Genomic DNA, 23,498 nt, shown 5'->3' with positions numbered 1-23,498 from the left:
TTTGAATTGTTCGCGGGACAGCGCGACACCCTAGGTTCGCACGGGCGTCTCGAAGCCGGCCCCGTTCGCTGGCACTTAAACTTGACGGCGGCCAGGAACGACGAGCCTCCGATTACCGCACGCTCTGTCGTCTACGCGGAATTGACTCGACACCGGACCTTGGAGCAAGCATCTGGGCATCTGCGACCTAAAAGGGAGAAGCGTGCGGGAGACAGCGCAAGAGAATCACCCGCGCTCGCGAACCGCGACCCGACGTTAGCCTCGGGCGGCCCGGCCACACGCCTCTCCGTCGACAGCGCTGCACGAGCCGGAACACTGCTTCAATCACAATTTGGGTGGACCAAATGACGGGCGCAGACCTTGCGCGGATGCTCCCGGATATGCTGCCACGATTGTGGTCTTTTGCACTGCGCCTTTCGGGCAACGCGCATGACGCCGAGGACCTGGTACAGTTGGCGTGCGCGAAAGCGATCGAGCACGCTGATCAAATGGAACAGAATTCCGCTCCACTCAACTGGATGTTTTCGATTCTGCGGTCCATGTGGATCACTGACGTCTGTGCAAGATCTGTACACTATTGCGAGCGCATCGATTTGGTCGACGATTTTTCGATCACAGTGCCTGATCCTGACACGACAGATTCACAAGAGCCAACACAAAACGCTCAGGTAATACGCGCGGTACAGCAACTGCCAGAGGAGCAACGAACTGTCATGTTGCTTGTGGTCATCGAAGGACTAAGCTACCAGGAGGCGGCAGACATACTCGCCGTGCCAATCAGCACCGTGATGAGACGTATGTTGCTTGCGAGGCAGACAATTGGCGTTAAGTTTATGACTCGGGACAACCACGCCAAGGATGCGGAAAATTCCGGGGGAAGAGAGGTGAGCCGAAACGGAGCCGTTTGCCCGCTTTGCGAGGAACACTATCCGGGACAACGCTCAAGGTAGCGACGTGTGAACGCCTTGCGACCCCCATCAATGTGCGGCGAAAGATCAAAGGACCTACAGCGTTTGCGATTGCGCGGGACGGTGCCGGGTTTCATTTTTCAATGAGGTTGCGTGAGCAGGAAGCTGATCGTCTCCTGCCACCAGGCCTCGTCGACGTGACCGATCCAGTCGTTATGTCCCGCCGCCTTGACGACCATCAGTTGTCTCGGACCGGCCAGCGCGTCATAGAGCGCCTTGCCGAAACGCGCAGGAACGATGCTGTCGCTTTCCGCCACCACGACGAGAACCGGGCGGTCGAACGACGCCAGGTGGGTCACGCTGTCATATCGATCGCGCAGCAGCCATTTCACGGGCAGCCACGGATAGTGGTGAGCGGCGACGTGCTCGAGCCGGTCCCATGGCGTGATGAGCAGCAAGCCTGTGACCTTGTCGCGTTCGCGCGAGCCAGCCGAGGCCGCTACGCCGGCCCCGAGCGATTCACCGATGAGCACCAGTGGCTCGCCGTATAAGCGATGCGCAAGCGCGATGGTCTGCTGGGCGTCGGCCAGGAGCGTCTCTTCGCCGGTCGCGCCGTCGCGTGGCCCGTAGCCTGGATATTCGGCGAGGATGACCCGCAGGCCCAACCGGGTGAGCACCCCGGCGTAGAACGAACGGTGTCCGGCGTGCCCTGCATTGCCGTGAAAGACGATGGCCGTGCCGCGCGCCTCTGAGGCCGGATCGGCTACGAGGCCCCGGAACGCCTCGGGCGTCGGCCAGGCGCGAAGCCCGCCGGAAACGAGGTCCTCGATTGCGGCTTTCTCGGGGAAGTAGAGAAAACGATCCTGCAAGATGTCCGCTCCCGCGAATACGATCAGGCACGCGCCGGCGAAATGCAGCATCGCCCTGGTGAATGTCATCGCCTCAAACCCGAATGATCGATCTCCGCTACAGCGACGCAATGAATTCGTTCCACGGCGTTATTTGCAGGGTCCCGGTGGCGGCGTGTCCGCAACTGCGGATGATAAGCGCCGCCAGTTCGAGAAATCAGATGGCCGCGCGGCGAGCGGAAGCGTTGCTGCGCGTCGTGGTACCGCTGAAGTGTAAATTGCCCCGGCGGGTTGGACCGGGGCTGTCGGTCAGGTCAGTGGAGTTGACGCTTCAGGTCCGCAAGTTCCGAATGCATCGAACTGACTGCGTCCTTGATCTTGGCGTCGAGACTACCGGCTTGTTGGCAAGCGCGCTCTGCACGATCGCCAATCCGTTCGAGATCGTCGACACACTGCCGCATCCGATCCTCATCGTTGGATGACATGATCTTCTTTGCCGATTTGCATTCCTTATCAAGTTCGTCCACCCAGTTCATCAAGTCTGCTGGGATCGTCTTGTCGGCATGGCATGTCCGTGATGCATCGCCGATGGTTTGCTGCAGATGAGTAAAGCGCTTTTGGATCTCACTAGCTTGCAACATGATGCCCCCCTTTCTTGAACATCAGTTCCAAATGAATTTCAGGCAGCAGATAACAGTGTGTTGCCCGTGCCATCGTCATTCGCGCTTCACTGGCTGCCAGCGACGTTGCATTGCGTCAAAGCGGCCCCGGGCACGCGAACGACGCTTTTCTAGTGTAGGCCATATTCTCCCCGCTGCATCGATGTGTCCCTAAGGCCAGCGTCGTGCTTTGGTTGATCCTTTGGGGCAGGAACACGCCAAACCCTGCATACGAACCGCACACCGGTTCACGAAGGAGGTGTGCCTTCCACAACGCCTTGCACCGCCGGGCGTGACCAGCCGAACTACGCCGTCCAACAGACGCTCATTGGCAAGCGTAACGAAGTAAGCTCTCTGAGCGATCGGAATGGAGACCGGTGGCCACCTCTTGACCCTCGTCTTCGTCTTCGGAATGATTTGCCCGTCGGTTGCTGGCGGTCCGCTGCAGTGCTAGGCTGAACGCGTCATCTTGCCGGTCAGGCGGAGGCAAGCAAATGGTCGAAGCTTCCGGACTGAAGCCGGGCATGGTCGTCATGCTTGAAGGCGAATTTCATAGCGTCACCAGCGCCGGGTACCACGCCGGCGGCGGCCAGCAGGGTAGCGCAGTCTTTGTCAGGGTCAAGAACCTGAAGACCGGCCACATCAAGGAGTTGCGGCTGCACCCGGGCGACAAGCTCGAAGAGGTCGCGCTCGATTACAAGGAGATGGTGTATCTGTACGCCGATGGTGTCGCCTTCTACTTTATGAATCCGGACACCTTCGAACAGATTGGTTTGCCCTCGGAAACCATTGGCGCATACGAAAAATTTCTTCAGCCCAACATGCGAATCCCGGTGCAGCTTTATGAGGGCGAGCCCGTCACCATCGCATTTCCCGCTGCGGTCGAGTTAAGCGTCGTGTCCACGCCGCCGGGGCTGCACGAGCATGAAACCTCCACCTTCAAGACCGCGACGCTCGATAACGGCATGGAAGTTCTCGTTCCTCAGTTCATCAAGGAAGGGGACACGGTGCGAATCGATGTCGGCTCTGGAAAATACCTGGAGAGGGTGAGGCGAGGGACGCGAAAGCCATGATTTCAGCGTTTCTCGCGCTCGACACGCATGTGCTGCGGGTCGCTAACCGCCAAGGCCTTGCCAGCCCGGCCAGATACGCGCGTGGCTCAAGCGGAGTACCGCAGCGGCAGAATGGTCTTCTGCACTGACGACCTATGCCAGCAAACCTTTCTCCCGAGTACAAGCGGGCCGAACAGGCCTACCGGCTGGCACGCCAGCCGCGCGAGCAGCTCGATTGCCTGAAGGAGATGCTCCGTGCCATCCCAAAGCACAAGGGGACGGAGCGTCTGCAAGCCGATATCAAGTCGCGGATCAGGGAACTCACTCAAGAGTCAGCGGGCCACGGGAAGGCGGCGCACAGAGGGCCGTCAAATGCCGTTCATCCTGAAGGCGCGGCCCAACTCTGTTTGGTCGGCCCACCTGGCGCGGGAAAGTCCAGCCTGCACGCACGGCTGACAGGAGCGAACAGCAAGCTTGGGCCCTGCCCGACCAGACTGCCGATTCCCGGCATGTTGCCGTTCGAGGACATTTCCTTTCAGCTGCTTGATCTGCCGCCTATCTCGATCGAATTCATGCAGCCAGGGCTCATCAGCACACTGCGCTCGACCGACGGCGCACTGCTCGTGATCGATGTGAGCCTGCCCGACTGCACAGAGCAGTTGGCGCTGATTCTGCGGCGGCTCGCCGAGACAAAGATTTTCCTGACGGAGTGCTGGCCGGGTCAGGCCAACAGCACCGCGGCGACGGCGTCGTTATTGTCGCCGGCCGACCCGTTCAACGTTTACCTCCCTACGCTGCTGCTGGCCAACAAGACCGACCTGGCCAACCCGGAAGACGCGGCCGTGCTTGAAGAACTGCTCGACGTACGCTTTCCGGCACTCGCAACCTCGGCAACCAGCGGACGAGGATTGGCCGAGATCGGCCCGTTCCTCTTCCGTGCTCTGGGCATCGTTCGCGTCTACACGAAGGCCCCCGGGAAACCCGTCGACGGGAGCCGGCCATTTACGATGCGCCGCGGCGACACCGTGCTGGACGTCGCTCTGCGGGTGCATCCGGATCTCGCACACACGTTCAAGTTCGCCCGCATTTGGGGGAGCGGTCAGTTCAGCGGCCAGCAGGTAGGCGCCGATCATCCGGTGGCCGATACAGATGTCGTGGAACTGCATTCCTAGCTCAAGGTGCCACTGTTGCAGCCGAGTTCCTAAGGCCGCTTTCTGGTGCAGCTCTCTTCGATTGAAATGGCGGACTCGATCAACATCGCCCCAACGTGAACGCGCGTCCATTCGATCGACAACTTGCCCTCGCCCACTGTGTCGCTATAGGGAAATCCTTACACAAAGTACAGGTCATGCGTATATCGATTTTCCGGCTATGCCGAGCGAGGCACTCAGGTCATATCGCGTAAGCTGCGTTCACGGTCGGTCAGGCGCTGCAGGCTCCGCAACCATGACACGGAGGCCTCGCACTCATGCCTGGCGCCTACTCTACGAGCCTCGCGATAACACGCAATTGCCGGCCCGAAACTTAAGGCTAAACGAGGCACTGACATGTTGTACGCGTGGCGTGAATGGCAAAGCACGATGTGGGCACCTGTGCTGCCCTGGTTGCAGGCAACAGCCGACCTGCTGGCAAAGATTGACGGCATACATCATGCAGCTCCATGCCGTCAATTCGCGGCTGGCTGCGACCTGCTGGTTCGCTTGATCAAGCACTATGACAAGCCGCAATTCGGTCTCACGCACACTGAAATAGCGGGCCAGCATATCGCGGTAAGAGAACGCATCGTCCTGGAAAGGGCGTTCTGCCGTCTCGTTCGTTTCGAGCGGGCAACTGAATGCAGACATCCTGTTGTACTCGTCGTCGCCCCGCTGTCCGGCCATCACGCGACATTGCTGCGCGATACAGTCCAAACGATGTTGCCGGACTTCGACGTCCATATCACAGACTGGCTCGATGCGCGTCATGTGCCGCTCGCACGTGGCACTTTCCATCTGGACGACTACGTCGCGTACGTTCAGGAATTTATCGAATTCCTCGGTCCAGAGGTCCACGTCGTGGCTGTCTGCCAGTCTACGGTGCCTGCGCTTGGTGCAATTGCGTTGTCGGCGGCGAAACGCCGATGCACACCCGCGAGTGTCACGCTGATGGGCGGCCCCGTCGACGCGCGTCAGAGCCCGACCGTTGTGAACGATCTGGCCGTCAGCAAACCCCTCGACTGGTTCGCGCGCACGTTAATCAACACCGTTCCTCGCCCTCACGCGGGTGCCGGGCGCAAGGTGTATCCGGGCTTTCGTCAGCATACGGCGTTCGTCTCGATGAATCCCGATCGGCATCTGAAAGCGCATGTCGAATACTTCCACGACGTATCGGCGGGCGATACGGAAGCGGCGAACAAACACCGGACCTTTTACGACGAATACAACGCAGTACTCGATATGGCAGCCGAGTACTATCTCGAGACGGTACGCGTCGTGTTTCAGGACTTCGCGCTCGCGCGCGGAACGTGGATGGTCGATGGCGAGCGAGTGCGTCCCGAAGCGATTCGCGACACCGTACTGATCACAGTCGAGGGCGAGAACGACGATATCTGCGGACAAGGTCAGACGCACGCTGCGCATGATCTTTGTACAGCGATAGAGTCTTCGCGCCGATTTCGGATGACCGTCGCGAAATGCGGCCATTACGGCATCTTCTCGGGAAGCCGCTGGAGAACACAGATCTATCCGCAGATTCGCGCTCTCATTCAGCGGTTCGACAAATCTTCTGCGCAAGGAAACGACAGCGCAATGGCCGCGCTGCGCTGAACTAACAACCGTACGCGAAGAATGCATGAGCCGTGCGGTATCGAGTGGATGAAGCTCCAGAACTGGCGAGACGACGGCGCCTCTGGTGCAGTGCTTCGCTGCTCCTTTGCACGGGATCTTATATCGCAACCCCGCGGCGCCTTACGCATGGCGTGACGCTGTGCGATTCCATGGCCGCTGCGCCGCCGGACTACGGCAAATCATCCAGGGCCCGTTCACGCTAATAGCGGGCTTGCGAACGCGCCTTTGCGGCCGCAGTGCAACGATCCGGCAAGTCACTGCCCGCCCGCGTTCGCCGGGCAACCGTACGAACAGCCGGCATGACCCCAGGGCTCGCTGAAACGCCCTGATTGCGGTGTACTATCGTGATCGCATGACCACTTGCGCACGATATCCATATACGTCTTCACGGACGTTCAATCGACCCCGACGGGGAACAGCATGAGGGGCTTGCTTCTGGCATGGGCAGGGGCATGGGCATGGGCATGCGCATGGGGGTGCATGCCGTCGATGGCCGCTGCGCAGGATCTCATCACGGCCGCTGCGCCCGGGGGCTCGGTCGCCGCGAGCGCGAGCAGCTTTCTGGCGGAAGCGAAGCGCATCGTCGACGCGGCGTCGCGGCCCACCACCCCGTGGAGCGGACCGCGCGCCGGGCCGCGCGCCCAGCCCGGCAAGCACATCGCCGTCATCGCCGAGGATTTGCGCAACGGCGGCGTGCTCGGCGTGGTCGACGGCTTGCTGGAAGCCGCAAAGGTCATCGGCTGGAGCGTGAAGGTCTTCGACGCCGACGGCCTGCCGGATCTTCGGCTGAAGGTCCTCGAGAGCGCCCTTGCCAGCCATCCCGATGGTCTGATCATTGCGGGCGCGGACGCCCACGCGCTGACACCCGCGCTGCGGCCATTCGCCGATCGGGGCATTCCCATCGTCGGCTGGCATGTCGCCGCCCGTGCCGGCCCCGTGCCCGGCACGCCCGTAGCGATGAACGTCTCGACCGATCCGCTCGAGGTGGCCCGCGTGACGGCGCTCGCGGCCATTGTGCAGTCTGGCGGACATGCGGATGTCGTCATCTTTACCGACTCGAACTTCCGGATTGCGCAGGACAAGGCCGATGCGATGGCCGCAGTCGTGCGCGGATGCAGCGGCTGCACGCTGCTCGACATGCGCGACGTCGCGATCTCGCGCAGCCAGGAGCTGATGCCGGGCACGACCCGCGCGCTGCTCGCACGCTATGGCAAGCGCTGGAACTTCGCGCTCGCAATCAACGACATCTACTTCGACTATGCCGCGCCCGTGCTGACCCAGGCCGGCATACCCGACGGCGCGCTGTCGATGCTGTCAGCGGGCGACGGCAGCGAGTCCGCTTTTCTGCGCATCCGCACGGGCACGTTCCAGACGGGCAGCGTCGCCGAGCCACTGAATCTGCACGGCTGGCAACTGATCGACGAGATGAACCGGTTGTTCGCCGGCGAAAGCGTCACGAATTACGTGGTGCCGGTGCATCTCGTGACGGCAGAAAACGTCAATGCGGACGGCGGCGATCGTCTGATCTACGATCCTGCAAATGGCTACCGCGACATTTATCGCCACATCTGGCAACGCCCATGAAACCCCTCCTTCCTCGATCGCTGACCGCGCAATTTGCGCTCGTGGCGTCATGCCTCGCGGCGCTGGTCGTCGCGGTCGGCGCCACGACCCTTTACTCGCTGAGCAGCTCGGCCCACGCGATCCGCCAGTTGGCAGAAGCGCGCCTCGCACGACTCGAGGATGCGCAGAATCTCGCGCAGGACACGCTGAGGATCGAACGCCTGGCGTCACAACTGTCCAGCGACAATAACGTCGACGCCGTGCGGGAGACGCATCGACATATCATCAGTCAACTCGCCTCGTTCGATGCCCTGGTGGACCGTCTCGCGTCCCCGACGGCGAGCGACGACGTCGGTGTCGACGCGCTGGCGCTGCATCGCTCGAGCCAGCGCTTTCGCAACACGGTCAACGTCGAGGCGCAGATGCGCGAGACCGCGCTCCTCACCGGGACTGCGCGGGCAAGCGTGCAGGGAGCCGCGCCGCGGCCCGGCACATCGCTCGCGAGCCTCGACGACGAGCTGCGCCGCGAGGCCGATGCCTTCTCTGCCGCGGCGCGCCAGCAGTCGGACTATCTGTCGCGCAACTATCGCGAAGCCGTCCAGGCGCTCGCCGGCGAGGCGGACCGCGCGCGTACGTGGGTGGCCGGCGAAGTGGCCGTGAGCCTCCTGATCGCGTGGCTGATCGCCCACGCCTTCCTCGGCCGCCATGTCGTGGCCCGGCTGCAGCGGGTGAGCCACACGCTGCGCCATGGCGATGCCGCGGGCGAGCAAGCTGGCGTGCCCGTGCACGGCGGCGACGAGATCGCCGACATGGCGCGCGCCGTCGAGCAGTTCCTCGAGGACCGGCGCCAGCGCCGCCAAGCGGAAGAAGCACTGAAAGAGCTCAACATCGAGCTCGAGGCGCGCGTCGCGCAACGCACGGCCGAACTCAGCACGGCGCTGGCTGGCCAGGCGGCCGAGATCGTCGAACGTCAGCATGCCGAAGAGTCCGCACGCGCGAGCGAGCAGTTCTTGAGCAGCATCATCGAAAACATCCCGGACACCGTCTTCGTCAAGGAGGCGGCGACGCTGCGCTTCGTGCGCGTCAACAAGGCCACGGAGACACTGCTTGGCTACGGGCGCGACGAGGTCATCGGCAAGTCCGTCCACGACCTGTTTCCGCCGCATGAGGCCGACTTCTTCGCGCTGAAGGATCGCGACGTGCTCGCGTCGAAGCAGATGGTCGACGTGCCCGAAGAGTCCGTCCATACGCGTCATGGGCAGCGCCTCCTGCATACGATGAAGATGCCGATCCTCGACGTGCGCGGCGAGCCGCAGTTTCTGCTCGGCATTTCGCGCGACATCACCGAGCACAAGCGCGCCGAAGACGAGCTGCGCCGCTATCGCGAGCATCTGGAAGTCATGATTCGCGAGCGCACGGCCGAGCTCGCGATCGCAAAGGAACACGCCGATGCGGCCAATCAGGCGAAGAGCGATTTTCTGGCGCACATGAGCCATGAGCTACGCACGCCGTTGAACGGGATTCTCGGTTACGCGCAGATTCTCCGGCGCGACAAGCAGCTCGATCAACGCCAGAGCGACGGGCTCGCAGTGATCCAGCGCAGCGGCGAATACCTGCTGACGCTCATCAACGACATCCTCGACATGGCGAAGATCGAGGCCGGCAAAGTGGAGCTCGACCCGACGGATGTGCAGCTCGACCGCTTCATCCATTTCATCGCGGAGGCGATCCGGGTGAAGGCCACGGAAAAGGGCCTCGCGTTCGCGTGCGAGATGGTGCCTCACTTGCCCGCAGGCGTGCGGGTCGACGAAAAGCGGCTGCGTCAGGTGCTGCTCAACCTGCTTTCCAATGCGATCAAATTCACCGACGAAGGCGGCGTGCAGTTGCGCGTCGCCTTCCTGCCGCCGGAGCGCCTGCGTTTCGAAGTGCAGGACACGGGCATCGGCATCGACGAAGCGCGTCTCGAAGCGATCTTCCGGCCCTTCGAGCAGGCGAGCGACACCCGGCACCGGTTCGGCGGCACGGGGCTCGGCCTCGCGATCAGCCGGCAGCTCGTGCGGCTGATGGGCGGCGATATCCATGTCGCGAGCCGCCGCGGTGCGGGCAGCACGTTCTCGTTCGAGCTGAGCGTCCCCGTGGTCGAGCCGCAGGCCGCCGATGCCGCGCCCGAATGGACGGTGAGCGGCTACAAGGGGCCGCGCAAGAGCGTGCTCGTCGTCGACGACGTGGCGGAAAACCGTGCCGTCGCCGTCGATATGCTCGGCCAGATCGGATTCGAGATGGCGGAGGCGGCCAACGGGCTGGAAGCGCTGGAAAAGACGCAGGCACTGCGGCCGTCGCTCGTGCTGATGGATATCGTCATGCCGGGCATCGACGGGCTTGAAGTCACGCGGCGTTTGCGGCGGATACAGGCATTCCGCGATCTGCCCATCATTGCGATCTCGGCCAGCGCGTCTGGCAGCGATGCGGCGAAATGTCTGGCGGCGGGCGCGAATGCGTTTTTACCCAAGCCGGTCGACTACCGGGCGTTGCTGTCGCAGATCGCGACGCTGCTGAATCTCGAATGGAGCGACGAGGAATCGGGCGCGCCATCGGAGATGGCGGGAACCCTGATCGCTCCGCCGCCGAATGAAATCACGGCGCTGCACCATCTGGCGCGACTCGGCGACATGCGCGCGATCGCGCAGCACGCCGCGCATCTGACCGAACTCGACGAGCGCTATCGCCCTTTCGCAGACCACTTATGCCAACTGGCGAAGAACTATCGCTCCAAGGTCATTCTCAGCTTTGTCGAGCACTATCTGGAAAGAAAGCCCGTTGCGTGACCATACAAGCCTATGAAGCGAACACACCTGGCCATGTTCGCGACGCCCGGCTCATTGAGGCAGGCGGATGTGCATCGATCGCGTCGGGCTTAGCGCCCCGGTATTTCGTGAGTGCATGGCGCGGTGCTTCATCCGCTCAAGTCGGCGCAAGAGCATCAAGCAATGCTTTGGCCTCTCGCAAGTCGGCGGTGTCGAAGCCCTCCGCAAACCAACTGTAGACCTCGAACAGCGCTTGCCGGGCCGCCGCGATTTTGCCCTCGCGCTGCCACAGCTGGGCCAGGCTCAACGCTGCGCGCAATTCAAGCGATCTCGCGCCCTGATGGCGAGCCACTTCGATCGCCTTGCGAAAGCAGGCTTCCACTTCGTCGCTGCACGCGGACCGGCAATCGTCATTGTTCAATGCACCGAGCAGTATGGTGCCCTTGAGCCGATACAACTCCGCCATGTAGCAGCGCTCCCCGGTTTTGTCCACGAACGCGAATGCCTCTTCGAGCATGCCGAGGGCAGCGACGTCGGTCAAATTGCGCGGTCGAACCGCAGTCGCAATGAAGCGATTGGGGCCCCCGAGGAGGACGCCACATATTACAGATGTGGAGGTATCGGTTGGCGGCGACCCGCGTCAAAATGGACGTCGAACCACCTTCCCTTCCTTTTTTCGCGATTTGCGCAAGGGTGTAAAGACTCCAGGACGAACATGGCGACCGTATTCCTGACCGGCGCGAGCGGATTTCTGGGCGGGCATTTGCTGCGCGAGCTGCGCGCGGCGGGCTGCGAAGTGCGTGCGCTGTCGCGTCGCGCGGAGTCGGACGACATCATCGCCGGTCAGGGCGGCATTCCCGTCCACGCCGACCTCGCGGACGTAGCGTCTCTGAAAACGGCGCTTGCCGGGTGCGAGGCCGTATTCCATGCAGCGGCCAGCACCAGCATGTGGCGTGCTCACGCAGCAGTGCAAACAGCCACCAACGTCCAGGGAACCGGCAATCTGCTGCGTGCCGCCGAGTCATTGGGCGTGCAGGCGTTTGTGCACACGTCGTCTGTGTCCGCTTACTCGCATCTCGAACACCGGACGCTCGACGAGTCGATACGGCAGCGCGGCGCCGAAAGCTGGATCAACTACGAGCGCACGAAATACCTGAGCGAAAAGGCGGTGCGCCGCTCCCGCCTGCCGTGGATCGTCGTCAATCCGTCGCACATCCTCGGTCCAGGCGACCGTCACAACTGGGCACGCCTCATCGTTTTGGTAGACCGCGAGAAGTTGCCCGGCATTCCGTCCGGCAGCGGGTCATTTGCCGATGTGCGGGAAATTGCCCGCGCACAGGTGTGCGCCTGGCAGCGGCAGCGGTTCGGCGAGGCGTACCTGCTCGGCGGCGAGCATGCGAGTTATGTCGATTTCGTGCACCGCGTGGGTGCCGCGTTGGGCAAGCGCACACCTCGGGGCGCAACCCCGGCGTGGGCATTGATGACGTTCGCTCGCGCCGCCGATGCATGGTCGCGGGTCACGGGGAAGGAACCCGACGTGACGCCCGAGGGGGCGGCGATCGTCTGCGCAACGCTGCGCGTCGATTCCTCAAAGGCAAAGCGTGAACTGGACTATGTCGAAACACCGCTAAGTACGCTGCTTGCCGATACCCTCGCCTGGATGAAACAGGAAGGCTTGATCGGGCGCTGAATGACGATTCGGTCGAGCTGCGCGGTCTGATCGACAGGCCGCTTTGAATCTCGTGCCTTCACGCTGCTGTATCCTGGCGGCCTGCTCTGAAGCCGGTCACGCAAAGAAGCCGCGACTATCTTCCGAATCCGATCCAGTTGCAGACGCATCCCTATGTGCCCGTCAACGCGCCCGCAATTGGCGATCTGTTCGACGCGTTCAATTTTCCCCGCACGCCGTAACGGTGTGAGATGGAGGACGGTGCCAAATTGACTCTGCTGGTCTTCGCCAGTCATTGATCAACACCCGTAAGGCGATCGGTTCGGCCGGCGGCCCGCATGCTGGATAAGCCCCTGCATATCCCGCATGCGGGTAGAACTTTTGTCGGTGAGCGGCAGCTTTGTGGCGCTCAGATGCCGCGCGTCCGCACTTGTTTCTCGCGAGGTTCTAACGCATCACTGCTCGATCTGCTGGTTCCAGCGTTGATCCCATTGCGCGCGATGCGCGTTGATCGAATCCCAATCGACGACCGTCACCTTCTTCACCAGGTCGTCTACATTGCCGAGGCTCTTTTGCATGCCGGGCGTCATCGTGGCGTGCCCGTTGGTCGGAATCTGCTTGCCGGCAGAAGCCGCCTTCGATTGCGCCGGCGCGGACAACAGGAACTGCGCGAGCTTTTGGGCGAGTTGCGGATCAGAGTTGTTCTTCACGACGCACAGATCGACCAGCAGCAACACGGCGCCCTCTTTCGGATTCGCATAAGCGACAGGAATGCCCTTGTCCTGAAGATCGCCGACAGCCGTTGGCGTCAACGGGAAGAGGCCGGCTTCACCCGTCTGCACCATCTCCGAGAGCTTGGCCGAATTCGGAATGTATTCGACGACGTTCGGTCCGACAGTACTCGACCATTTGCTGAATCCCGGTTCGACGTTCTGGTCGCTGCCGCCCATCAGGCGGTTGATCGCGAGAAACCCGTGCAGGCCGAACGTACTGCTCGACGCGGATTGAAACACGACCTTGCCCTTGTACTTCGGATTGGCGAAGTCCATCCACGAAGTCGGCGGCGCCCAGCCTTTCTCCGCAAACAGCTTTGTGTTGTAGCCGATACCCGTCATGCCCAGTTGCACGCCCGCGCCGATGTCGTCCTTCATCCGCGCGAACGGATACAGCTCTTTCAGCACGGGCGAATCGTCGAGTTTCTGGCACACGCCCATGCTGACGGCGCGCGCCATCACGCCGTCATCGAGAAACGCGACATGGATCTGCGGACTGTTGCGATTCGCGAGCAGCTTTGCCAGCACATCCGATGACGTGCCCGGCACCACGACCACCTTCACGTTGTTCGCTTTCTCGAAGTCGGGCAGCACCTGGCTCGTGTACGCCTTTTCCATCGGCCCGCCGTTCATGCCGATGTAGATCGTTTTGGTTTGCGACCAGGCGGGCGCGGCGGCGCCGACCGCGAACACGGCGGCCAGCGCCGCTACCGTGCTTGACAGCTTCATCGTGGGTCTCCTTGACATGACTAAAGAACAGCGGGAATGGCGCTTCGATCGAAGCGGCCGATTGCGAACGCATCGAGCGGCGTCGAAGTCTCGCCGTCGATGACCAGGTCGGCCAGCACCTCGCCGACCCCGGGTGCGAGCAGAAAGCCGCCGCCCGAAAAACCGAATGCATGCAGCAGACGCGGCACCTTCTGGCTCGCGCCGATCACGGGGTTGCTGTCGGGCGTCTCGCCTTCGACACCACTCCAGGTGCGAATCAGCAACGCATCGCGCAATCCGGGCAGCAACGCGCAGGCGTCTCGCATCACCGCACGCGTGGTTTGCGTCGACGGTTTCGCGTACTCGCCGTCGCCGTGTCCACGCCCGCCGCCGATCACACAGTTGCCGCGCTCGACCTGGCGCGCATAAACGCCGCCGCCTACCACGCCGAGGTTGTGCGTGACGAAACGGGGCAGCGGCTCCGTCACCCACATGTTCGGATAGATCGGATGCATCGGCACGGACTCGCCGAAGAAGCCCGCCACGGTATTCGCCCATGCGCCGGCGCAGTTGATGAGCCAGTCGGCCGTGATGTGCTCGTCGCCGGCGCGAATCCGGAAGCGCGTGCCGTCGTGCGCGATGTCGGTCAATGCCGTTTGCTCGCGCACCACCGCGCCTGCCCTTTGTGCCGCGCGCGCAAAGGCAGGCGACACGAGGCGCGGATTCGCATGCCCGTCGCTCATGCACAACGACCCGCCCAGCACCGCCTCGCCGAGCCACGGAAAGCGCTTGCGAAACGTCGCGCCGCTCATCAGCTCGGTTACGAGCCCATGCTCGCGGGCCATCGCGGCCCACGTCTCGAGCACGGCAAAATCGCTTTCGCGGCGCGCGAGACGCAGATGTCCGGACACGACCAGTTCTCCGTCGATGCCGATCAGTTCGGGCAAGCGGTCCCACACACGCCGCGCGCGCATTGCAAGCGGGAGTTGCTCGACGGGCCTGCCCTGGCATCGCACGCCGCCGTAGTTGACGCCGCTCGCTTGCGCGCCGCAGTAGCGCCGCTCGAACAGGCCGACACACACGCCGCGCCGCGCAAGCGCGAGCGCTGCCGACGATCCGACGAGGCCACCGCCCGCGATGACGGCCTGATAGTGCACGGCATCACTCATCGCGCGCCCCCTCGGGAATCGCCGCCACGTCGTCGTCGAACAGCATCGGAGAAATGGGAATCGGCTTGATGGGTGCCTGGCTGCGCAGACGACCGGCGCCCTCGAGCGAGCATCCCGTTTCGTCACTAAGAAGCGCGATGGCCGCCTCGCCGCACATGCGTCCCTGGCAGCGTCCCATGCCGACGCGGGTCAGTGCCTTGAGGCGGTTGATCTCGGTAGCCTCGCCGTCGCGAATGCATCGGCGCAGCGTGCCCGCATCGATCTCTTCGCAACGGCACACGGTCATGTCGTCGGGCCATTGCTTCGACGGTCGTTGCGGCGGCGCGAAGGCCGCTTCGATGCCCGTGCGAAACACGGCGATACGCTTGAGGCGCCGTTCGAGCGCCGCGGCATCGATGCCGTCCAGATGCAGTGGATGCGCGATGCCGAGATCCTCGAGCAGCGCGAGCGCTGCGCGGCGTCCCGCGAGTTCCGCCGCGTCCGCGCCTGCGATGCCCGCGCCGTCGCCCGCCAGATAAATGCCCTGTACCGAACTGCGTCCCGCGTCGTCGCGCTCGGGCAGCCAGCAGCGGTTCAGTTCGTCGAAGCGAAAACGGCAACCGGCAAGATCGGCCAGTTGCGTTTCCGGCCGCAGCCCGAAACCGAGGCCGACGGCATCGCAAGCGATCGAGTCGATGCGCGCGGTCGCCTCTCCTGCTTGCGACGCACGAAAGCGAATACCCTTCACGCCCTGCTCGCCATCGATGCCGACGAGCGTCACGTCGCGCAGCACTTTCACGCCGCGTGCCTTCAGCCATGCAACGTAATAGACGCCTTTTGCGAACATCGACGGCTGGCTCAGGAGCTTCGGCGTCGCGGCGACCTGCTTCGAGAAGCCGCTCGTGTCGAGCACGGCTTCGATCCGCGCGCCCGCCCTCACGTATTGATACGCAACCAGATACAGCAATGGCCCCGTTCCCGCCAGCACGACGCGCCGCCCGATCGCGCACCCTTGCGCCTTAAACGCGACCTGTGCGCCGCCGAGCGTATAGACGCCCGGCAAGGTCCAGCCTGGTATCGGCAGCACGCGATCCGTTGCCCCGCTCGCGATGAGCAGATGCGTGAACGGCACGCTGGTCTCGCGGCCATTGCACAGCGTTTCGAGCCGGCGCGGCTCGCATGCCCATACAAGCGTTTCAGGTCGATAGTCGATGCGCGGAAGAATCTCGCGCATCGCCTGATGCACGGCATCGGCCTTGCCGGACTCGAAACCGTAGAGCGCCGCCTTGGTACGCCGGAAGCCCGAATCCGCGGGCGGTTGACGGTAGATCTGTCCGCCCCAGCGCGCGTTTTCATCGAGGACGAGGGGCCTGATGCCCGCCGCCACCAGCGTTTGCGCGGCGCGGATGCCGGCAGGCCCCGCGCCGACGATCACCACCTGCTGTTCGCCGTTCATCGCGTGCTCCCTACGGCGGATGCCGCGCCGTTCGTCACGACGCGCATGCCCGGTTGAACGAGCGTCGAACAGGCGCGTATGCGCGCACCATTCTCGCAGCGCACCCAGCAATCCTGGCAAGCGCCGATCAGGCAAAAGCCCGCGCGCAGTTCGCCGCTGAACTCGCTGCGACGTACGTGACGTTGCTGCGTGAGCAGGGCCGTCAGCACGGTATCGCCCGTCAGCGCGCCGACCTCCACACCATCGATGAAAAAGGACACCGGCGCGCGTTCGGACTCGGCCACGCGGAGCAACTGGCTGTTGGGACTGGTCATGTGAGCGGTAGCGGAAGGAGCCATCAGTGCTGGCCGATCAGGATGCGGTTGAGACCGTAGACGCGGTCGAGCAGCAGCATCGCGCCCGCCGTGATGAAAATGACGAGCGCCGACACAGAGGCCATCATCGGGTCGATCGATTCCGTCGCGTACATGTACATACGCACCGGCAACGTGACCGTCTGCGGCGACGTGATGAAGACCGACATCGTCAATTCGTCGAAGCTGTTGATGAACGCCAGCAGCCAGCCGCCCGTGATGCCGGGCACGATCATCGGCAGCGTGATGCGGCGAAACGTGGTCCACGCATCCGCGCCCAGCGACGAAGCCGCGTGCTCGATGCTGCGATCCATGCCGCTCACCGACGCCAGCACGAGGCGCATCACGAACGGCGTGATCACGACCATGTGCGCAAGAATCAGCCACGCGAACGAACCCGTTGCGCCGATCAGCGCGAAAAAGCGCAGCATCGCGATGCCGAGCACCAGCCCCGGTATCACCAGCGGCGACAGCAGCAGCGCGTTCACGAAGTCGCGCCCCGGAAAGCGTGCACGGCCGATCGCGAGGCCCGCGGGCAGCGCGATGACGAGCGACAGCGTCGCCGACGCAAACGCCAGCTTCAGGCTATTGAGGAACGCGGTGATGAAGTCGGGGTAGTCGAGAATCGCGCGGAACCAGCGCAGCGAAAAGCTGTGCGTCGGCAGCGTGAGCGTTTCGTCGGGCGTAAAGGCGACGAGCACGACGATCGCCAGCGGCGCGAGCACGAAGAGAATCACGAGCGTATGGAACGCGAGTGCGATAGGGCCGTTCTTGCGCATGATGAGTTCGCCTGGTGTTGTTTGCCCGTCGATATCGGTCAGCCCATGCTGCGGGCGTAGCGCCGCTCCAGCACGCGATAGTAGGTGAGCATCACGACGAGATTCGCGACCAGCAGCAGCACCGCGATCGTCGCGCCGAGCGGCCAGTTCATCGAACTCAGGAACTGGTCATAGACGGCCGTGGCCGCCACCTTCAGGCGGCGTCCGCCGAGCAGGCCCGGAATCGCGAACGCGCTCGCCGACAGGCCGAACACCATCAGGCCGCCGGACAGGATGCCGGGCACGAGCTGCGGCAGGACGATGCGGCGCAGCGTCGTCGCGGGCGACGCCATCAACGACAGCGCGGCGTTCTCCGTCTGCGGATCGAGCCGTTGCAGCGCGGTCCAGACGGGAATCACCATGAACGGCAACATCACGTGCACGAGCGCGATGACGATGGCGAACGTCGTGTATTCGAGCTTGTACGGCCCGAGCCCGAAGAGCGCGAATGCCTGATTCACGAGGCCGTTGGTATTGAGCAGCATGCTCCAGCCGAACGCGCGCACCACCACCGATACCAGCAGCGGCGCCAGAATCACGAGCAGGAAGATGGACCGCCAGGGATCGCGCATGCGCGACAGCACATAGGCTTCGGGCGTGCCGATCGCGACGCACAGCACCGTCGTCAGCAACGCGATGCCGAAAGTGCGCAGAAAGATCGTATGGAAGTACGACGAGCCGAGCACCTCGACGTAGTTGTGAAGCCCGAACGCCGCAATCGGCCCGCTTGCGGGATCGAAGAGGTAGAAGGTCAACGCGAACGTCATCGCCAGCGGCACGAGAACGAGGGTCGCGAAGAGCAGCATCGCGGGCGCGCTCATCAGCCAGAGCGGCACGAACGCGCGCCCCGGCGCGCGGACTGCGCGGCGGCTTGCGCCTTGCGTTACGCGCAGCGTGCTATCCATTGGCGCGCTCCTCTCCGATCAGGCGCATCGCGCCGCTATGCCAGTCGATACCGACTTTCGCCCCTTCCGCAAACGGCTCGTTGCCCTCGTTCTGACAACACACGAGCATTTCGCCGATGCGGCTGTCGAGCCGGTAAAGCCACTGGCTGCCGAGAAAAAAGCGGCTCGTGACATTGCCCGCAAGACGCCCTGCATCGGGCGCGCACAGGCGCAGTTTCTCGGGGCGGATGCAAAGCGTGACGTCATCGCCGACATCGATCGCCTGGCCGTGTGCCGACAGTTGCGCGAGGCTCCCCGTCTCCGCGAGATCGTGGCCGAGGTGAATCCGGATGGCGTCGCCGTCGCGCGCGATCACCTTGCCCGCCAGCATGTTCGCCTTGCCGATGAACTGCGAGACGAAGCGGTTCTCGGGCCGCTCGTAGGCGCGATACGGCGTATCGATCTGCGTGATGCGCCCCGCTTCCATCACGACCACGCGATCACTGATCGACAGTGCTTCGGACTGGTCGTGCGTGACCATGATCGTCGTCGTACCGATCTTGCGCTGGATCGCGCGCAACTCGAACTGCATGTCCTCTCTGAGCTTCGCGTCGAGATTCGACATCGGCTCGTCGAGCAGCAGCACGGGCGGCGCGATCACGATGGCACGCGCGATTGCGACGCGCTGCCGCTGCCCGCCCGACAATTCACGCGGAAAGCGATGCGCGAGCGTATCGAGCCGCACCAGCGCGAGCGCTTCTCGCACGCGGTCCTCGCGCTCGGCTTTGTCGACGCCGCGCATTTCGAGCCCGAAGCTCACGTTCTGCGCGACGCTCATGTGCGGAAACAGCGCATAGCTTTGGAACACGATGCCGAGGCCGCGCCTGTTCGGCTTCATGTGCGTGATGTCGCGGCCATCGAGCGTGATGCGGCCGCGCGTCGTGTCGATGAAACCGGCGATCATCTGCAGCGTGGTCGTCTTGCCGCAGCCCGACGGGCCGAGCAGCGAGACGAACTCGCCCTTTTCCACCGACAGGTTGATGCCCGTGACGGCATGCAGCTCGCCGAACGACTTCGAAACGTCAGTCAAAGTGAGGAACGACATGGTCTGGCCTTTCGGTGCGCTGGCACCGGCTGAATCGACGGGTGTCTGTTGAACCGACTCTAGCTAGCCAAATTCCCGACCGTCAATTCGAAATTCCGATGAATGATATAAATGTGCATTTTCTTTCATTCAACGGAATATTTGTTGGCTTGGCGCCCAGAAATGTTCCGCGGTGCGTTGTCAGTGAAAGCACTGAATTTCGACTTGTCGCGGATTCTGTGCGCGTTTCCGGCCGGGCTTTGTTTTCCGGCACGAACTTCGGTTAGTATTCCGTTCAGTGGAATCCTAATCGAGATCGTCGATGAAACCTTCGAAGGAGCCCGGCACCGCGCAGCCCGACGCGCCCGGCGCGGGCATGTTGCAGCGTGCGTTCGCCGTCATCCGCGCGTTGGGCGAGATTCAGCCCGAAGGCGGCCGCGTGACGCGCATCGCCAAAGCCGTCGGACTCACGCAGGCCACGGTGCACCGCATCCTGCATGCGCTGATCGCGGAAGGTGTGGTCGAGCAGGACCAGAACACGAAGCTCTATCGGCTCAGCGTCGACTTCTTTGCGCTTGCGGCGCAGGCGGGCAATCCGAGCGGGATGCGCGCGCTGTGCCGTCCCGCGCTGCTGCGTCTGTGCGCGAGCCTCGGCGACACGATTTTTCTGCTTGTCAAAAGCAGTTTCGATGCCGTGTGTCTCGACATGTGTGAAGGGCCGTTTCCGATTCGCTCGTTCACAGGCGATATCGGCGGGCGCGTCGCGCTGGGCGTCGGACAGGGCAGTCTTGCGATTCTGGCGTTCCTGCCCGAAGCGGAGCGCGAAGAGATCATTCGCTTCAATGTGCCGAGGCTACGCAGCTATGGTGTGCTCGACGAAGTCTATTTGCGCACGGAGATCGAGCGCGTCAGGCAGCTCGGCTACGCCGGACGCAACAGCGGCGTACTGGAGGGAATGGCGGGCGTCGCGGTGCCAATCATCGACAGAACCGGTTGCGCGGTTGCCGCGCTGAGCGTCGGCACGTTGTCCGCGCGACTGGGCGAAGACCGCTTGCCGATGGTCGTCGAGTTGCTGAAACGACAGGCGGATCTCATCGGTCCGCAGGTCAATCCGTTCGATGTCGCGATGCGCCGGCCGATGCACGGACTCACGCGTGCAATGACGACCGAGCCGATCGCTTGACACGCGATCCGGCTCGGTCTGCCATGGCTCCAAAAGTTACGTCGCAATCTTCAGCGCTTGCGAGAAATCCGCGATCAGGTCGTCGATATCCTCGATACCCGCCGACAGCCGCAGCATGCCGTCGGAAATGCCCATCGCCTTGCGCGTTTCGGGGCCGGCTTCGAAAAAGATCGTCGGCGCGACGGGAATAATAAGCGTCCGCGTGTCGGCGAGACCGGTCGCCTTGATCGGCAGCTCGAGCGCGTTGACGACTTCGATCATGCGCTCCGCGTCAAGCAATTCGAACGACAACAGCCACGACGCGCCCTTGAACAGCGCTTGCGCGATCCCGTATTGCGGATGGCTCTTCAGGCCAGGATAGAACACCTTGCCGATGGCTTTGTGTCCTTCCAGAAACTGCGCGAGTGCGAGCGCGTTGTCGCTGCTTTGCTTCACGCGCAAGGCGAGCGTTTCCGCGCCCATCGCGATGGAATGCGCCTGCTCCGACGACAATGCCGCGCCCATGTCGCGCAGCCCCTTCTTGCGGATCTGCAAAAGCCCCTGCTCCTTCGCTGCCGAGCGCCGATAATCATCGGCGATGTTCGGATACGCGCTCCAGTCGAACAGGCCCGTATCGGTCACCGCTCCGCCGAGCGCGGCGCCATGGCCTGCGATCGTCTTCGTCAACGAGTTGACGACGAGGCTCGCGCCGACCGCCTTCGGCTTGAACAAGGCTGGCGAGGTAATCGTGTTATCGACGACATACGCGATGCCGCGATCACGGCACACATCGCCGATACCCTGCAAATCGGGAATCTGCGTGCCTGGATTCGCGATGGTTTCGACGAACACCATGCGCGTATTCGGCCGGATTGCGTTCTTCACGTTCTCGACGGCGCATGCATCGACGGTCGTGACTTCGACGCCGAGCATCCGCAATGTGCCGAACAGGCTGTTGGTGTTGCCGAACACATAACGGCTCGATACCAGATGATCGCCCGCGCGCAGGAGCGTCAGGAACGTCGCGGTGATCGCGGCCATGCCGGTGCTGAAGCAGACCGTGCCGACACCTTCTTCCAGGCTCGTGATCTTGCGCTCGAGCGCGGCGGTCGTGGGTGTGCCCTGCCGCGCATAGTTGAAGCCGCCCTTTTTCGTGCCCTGGAACACGCCAATCAGGTCTTCGACGCGCTCGAAGCCATATTGCACGGACGTATGAATCGGCTGATGCACGCCACCGTGCTCAGTGCCCGCGATTCTGTCGCCGTGAACGATGCTCGTGGTGAAGCCTTGCTTGTCCATCCCTTCTCCGCCTCTCAAGTCGAATGCTTCCGGCCGATTATCTCCCGACTCATGGCCCGCGAAATGTTCAACGCCGTCCCCTGAATTCTCGAAACTCGCGAACGGCAAAAGCGAATGGGCTCGGCCGGAAGGCGAAGACGAATTGTAAACAGAGCGTTAGCGTCAGCGAAGTGATATTTGTACCGTGCAGCGTGCTCCATTGCCACATGGGCTGCTAATTTAAATGCACACATCAAAGCGGCTCGATCCGCCGCTGTCGCGTCGATCGACGGCGTGTCGGCGCCTTTCAGATGGCTTTGTAGGGATAGTCCCAGGGCGGGAAGGTGTGCTGTCGCCGCTGAAGTAGCGCGTGAGCGCAAAACGCGCATGCCGCTGCCAATACAGCCGCACGCGTACGCCCATCCTTGAGCATTCGCGGGCGTTGTCCCGCGCCTTAGGTCCCTTATCCGACGTCAGGACTCTAAAGCAAAGTTTAATGGCCAACCAGATATCCTAATTGGGAAGCCGTCCAGATCGATAATCAGACTCGCAGGTTAGTTCAATGTACCGGTCGTTGACAGCACCGAGCGAAGCTTGTGCAATGGCGCGGTGCTTAACAGCACCCCGATGGGCTTTGCGAGAACTTCCATTATTCCCCTCCCGTTCAACGCTATCCCATAGATAGATGTAAGTCGGTCCCATGTGAGCGCTACTTCGAGCTCGTACGACTGCACATTGTCTTTTGACTCAAACGAATACGCGGGCGCGTTCACAACGTTGAGTAAGCCAAATTGCGTGTTTATTTCTTGCACTTGAAATTGTCGTCCGTCGAGGTAGGTAGGATTGTCGACGATTCATGCATCGACGTCCAACGACCGCTTGTGGCCGATAGGACCAGTTCGATGAACGTGATGCCAAACCGACGTGAAGTCGCTAAAGGCCGCTTCGAGCGGTTGTGTGAACGCGTACTGCCAGTTGCGGCCAGTGAATTCCGTTTCTATGCGGTCAGTCGAGCGTTCGCCTACAGCCAGGCAACGGTCATCTTCAGTCCAGCGCCGCACGTCGCAGCGTCGCCCCAGCAGCACGCAATCGATCGCCGATTAATGTGGAGCTGGCCCCATAGCGAATTCAATCGGATTGTCTCGCAGCGAGTTGCACACCAGAGCTTACGGTCCACCGAAAAACCCTAGTTTGCCAGTCCACCAGCGTGAAGTAAGCTCCCGTTATCAGACTGCGGAGCGCTTCCATGAAAGAATCCGTTAATAGTGGATTGCGCCGCAAATTGCTGGTGGGCGCTGCCGGAGCAGGCTCACTCGCGGCGCTCAGACCTCTGACAATTTTGGCTGCCGAAGCGGGCAGCTCGGTTGCGTTGGGATTCGCCGAGATTCCCGCTGGTGCGCTTGCCGAACAGCATCTGTACGCGTTGCCGGGCAAGGTGCCGCTGATCAAGAAGACTTATCGGCCGCCCAACTTCGAGACGCCGATCGAGTATTTCCGCACACCGAT

18 protein-coding genes and 2 pseudogenes are annotated in these 23,498 nt (G+C 62.7%); 9 read left to right on the top strand and 11 right to left on the bottom strand.

The genetic code is table 11. The features are described 5' to 3' along the window. Positions 1-344: 344 nt before the first annotated feature. Entirely contained in the window at positions 345-950 is a 606-nt protein-coding gene (locus J8I87_RS34990) for an RNA polymerase sigma factor (protein ID WP_209936872.1), read from the top strand. Between the two features lie 98 nt (positions 951-1,048). On the opposite strand, the gene J8I87_RS34985 is transcribed toward J8I87_RS34990, so the two are convergent. Further along, positions 1,049-1,846, bottom strand: a complete 798-nt coding sequence (locus J8I87_RS34985; RefSeq protein WP_209936871.1) for an alpha/beta hydrolase — start codon at positions 1,844-1,846, stop codon at positions 1,049-1,051. Between the two features lie 224 nt (positions 1,847-2,070). Further along, a complete protein-coding gene (locus J8I87_RS34980) occupies positions 2,071-2,397 on the bottom strand; it encodes a hypothetical protein (RefSeq protein ID WP_209936869.1) in 327 nt (108 codons plus the stop codon). 512 nt (positions 2,398-2,909) lie between these two features. On the opposite strand from J8I87_RS34980, the gene J8I87_RS34975 reads away from it, so the two are divergent. From J8I87_RS34975 to J8I87_RS34955, 5 genes are all read left to right on the top strand, one after another. After that, positions 2,910-3,488: an elongation factor P gene (locus J8I87_RS34975; RefSeq protein ID WP_209936868.1), complete on the top strand. Its 579-nt coding sequence runs from the start codon at positions 2,910-2,912 to the stop codon at positions 3,486-3,488. Positions 3,489-3,622: 134 nt separating this feature from the next. After that, positions 3,623-4,639, top strand: coding sequence for a TGS domain-containing protein (locus tag J8I87_RS34970; protein WP_209936867.1), 1,017 nt, complete (start codon positions 3,623-3,625; stop codon positions 4,637-4,639). Positions 4,640-5,014: 375 nt separating this feature from the next. After that, positions 5,015-6,271: a polyhydroxyalkanoate depolymerase gene (locus tag J8I87_RS34965; RefSeq protein WP_209936866.1), complete on the top strand. Its 1,257-nt coding sequence runs from the start codon at positions 5,015-5,017 to the stop codon at positions 6,269-6,271. A gap of 441 nt (positions 6,272-6,712) precedes the next feature. Continuing rightward, positions 6,713-7,876: a substrate-binding domain-containing protein gene (locus J8I87_RS34960; RefSeq protein ID WP_209936865.1), complete on the top strand. Its 1,164-nt coding sequence runs from the start codon at positions 6,713-6,715 to the stop codon at positions 7,874-7,876. Further along, entirely contained in the window at positions 7,873-10,680 is a 2,808-nt protein-coding gene (locus J8I87_RS34955) for an ATP-binding protein (RefSeq protein ID WP_209936864.1), read from the top strand. Before J8I87_RS34960 ends, J8I87_RS34955 begins: the two co-directional genes overlap by 4 nt. Before the next feature lie 136 nt (positions 10,681-10,816). On the opposite strand, the pseudogene J8I87_RS46440 reads toward J8I87_RS34955, so the two are convergent. Next, positions 10,817-11,188: pseudogene (locus J8I87_RS46440) on the bottom strand (hypothetical protein); the annotation flags it as partial. A gap of 186 nt (positions 11,189-11,374) precedes the next feature. Here J8I87_RS46440 and J8I87_RS46435 point away from each other — a divergent pair. Beyond that, positions 11,375-12,349, top strand: a complete 975-nt coding sequence (locus tag J8I87_RS46435) for an NAD-dependent epimerase/dehydratase family protein (RefSeq protein WP_409518863.1) — start codon at positions 11,375-11,377, stop codon at positions 12,347-12,349. 434 nt (positions 12,350-12,783) lie between these two features. Here J8I87_RS46435 and J8I87_RS34945 read toward each other — a convergent pair whose 3' ends face one another. Genes J8I87_RS34945 through J8I87_RS34915 form a run of 7 tightly spaced genes read right to left on the bottom strand, consistent with a single transcriptional unit; the run spans position 12,784 to position 19,573 of the window. After that, a complete protein-coding gene (locus J8I87_RS34945; protein WP_209936861.1) occupies positions 12,784-13,830 on the bottom strand; it encodes an ABC transporter substrate-binding protein in 1,047 nt (348 codons plus the stop codon). A gap of 20 nt (positions 13,831-13,850) precedes the next feature. After that, positions 13,851-14,978, bottom strand: a complete 1,128-nt coding sequence (locus J8I87_RS34940) for an FAD-binding oxidoreductase (RefSeq protein WP_209936860.1) — start codon at positions 14,976-14,978, stop codon at positions 13,851-13,853. Then, complete coding sequence (locus tag J8I87_RS34935; RefSeq protein WP_209936859.1) at positions 14,971-16,413, bottom strand: NAD(P)/FAD-dependent oxidoreductase; 1,443 nt, start codon at positions 16,411-16,413, stop codon at positions 14,971-14,973. The genes J8I87_RS34940 and J8I87_RS34935 overlap by 8 nt, the downstream gene beginning before the upstream one ends. Further along, positions 16,410-16,727 (bottom strand): (2Fe-2S)-binding protein, encoded by a 318-nt coding sequence (locus J8I87_RS34930; RefSeq protein WP_245254374.1) that lies wholly within the window; start codon positions 16,725-16,727, stop codon positions 16,410-16,412. The genes J8I87_RS34935 and J8I87_RS34930 overlap by 4 nt, the downstream gene beginning before the upstream one ends. A gap of 23 nt (positions 16,728-16,750) precedes the next feature. Continuing rightward, positions 16,751-17,545 carry an ABC transporter permease gene (locus J8I87_RS34925; protein WP_209936857.1) on the bottom strand — a complete coding sequence of 265 codons (795 nt, stop codon included), beginning with the start codon at positions 17,543-17,545 and terminating at the stop codon, positions 16,751-16,753. A gap of 38 nt (positions 17,546-17,583) precedes the next feature. Continuing rightward, entirely contained in the window at positions 17,584-18,489 is a 906-nt protein-coding gene (locus J8I87_RS34920) for an ABC transporter permease (RefSeq protein WP_209936855.1), read from the bottom strand. After that, positions 18,482-19,573, bottom strand: a complete 1,092-nt coding sequence (locus tag J8I87_RS34915) for an ABC transporter ATP-binding protein (protein WP_209936854.1) — start codon at positions 19,571-19,573, stop codon at positions 18,482-18,484. Before J8I87_RS34915 ends, J8I87_RS34920 begins: the two co-directional genes overlap by 8 nt. Positions 19,574-19,874: 301 nt before the next feature. Here J8I87_RS34915 and J8I87_RS34910 point away from each other — a divergent pair, with 301 nt between their 5' ends. Next, positions 19,875-20,735, top strand: a complete 861-nt coding sequence (locus J8I87_RS34910) for an IclR family transcriptional regulator (protein ID WP_209936853.1) — start codon at positions 19,875-19,877, stop codon at positions 20,733-20,735. 36 nt (positions 20,736-20,771) lie between these two features. Here J8I87_RS34910 and J8I87_RS34905 read toward each other — a convergent pair whose 3' ends face one another. Beyond that, positions 20,772-22,013, bottom strand: a complete 1,242-nt coding sequence (locus J8I87_RS34905) for a cystathionine gamma-synthase family protein (RefSeq protein ID WP_209936852.1) — start codon at positions 22,011-22,013, stop codon at positions 20,772-20,774. A 1,225-nt stretch (positions 22,014-23,238) separates the two neighbouring features. Between J8I87_RS34905 and J8I87_RS34900 the strand changes: the two are divergent. Continuing rightward, positions 23,239-23,498: pseudogene (locus tag J8I87_RS34900) on the top strand (hypothetical protein); the annotation flags it as partial.

This window comes from Paraburkholderia sp. LEh10 (assembly GCF_017814945.1).
Taxonomy (GTDB): domain Bacteria; phylum Pseudomonadota; class Gammaproteobacteria; order Burkholderiales; family Burkholderiaceae; genus Paraburkholderia.
The sequence above is the reverse complement of the archived record's forward strand: the minus strand, read 5'-3'. Positions and strand labels throughout refer to the sequence as shown.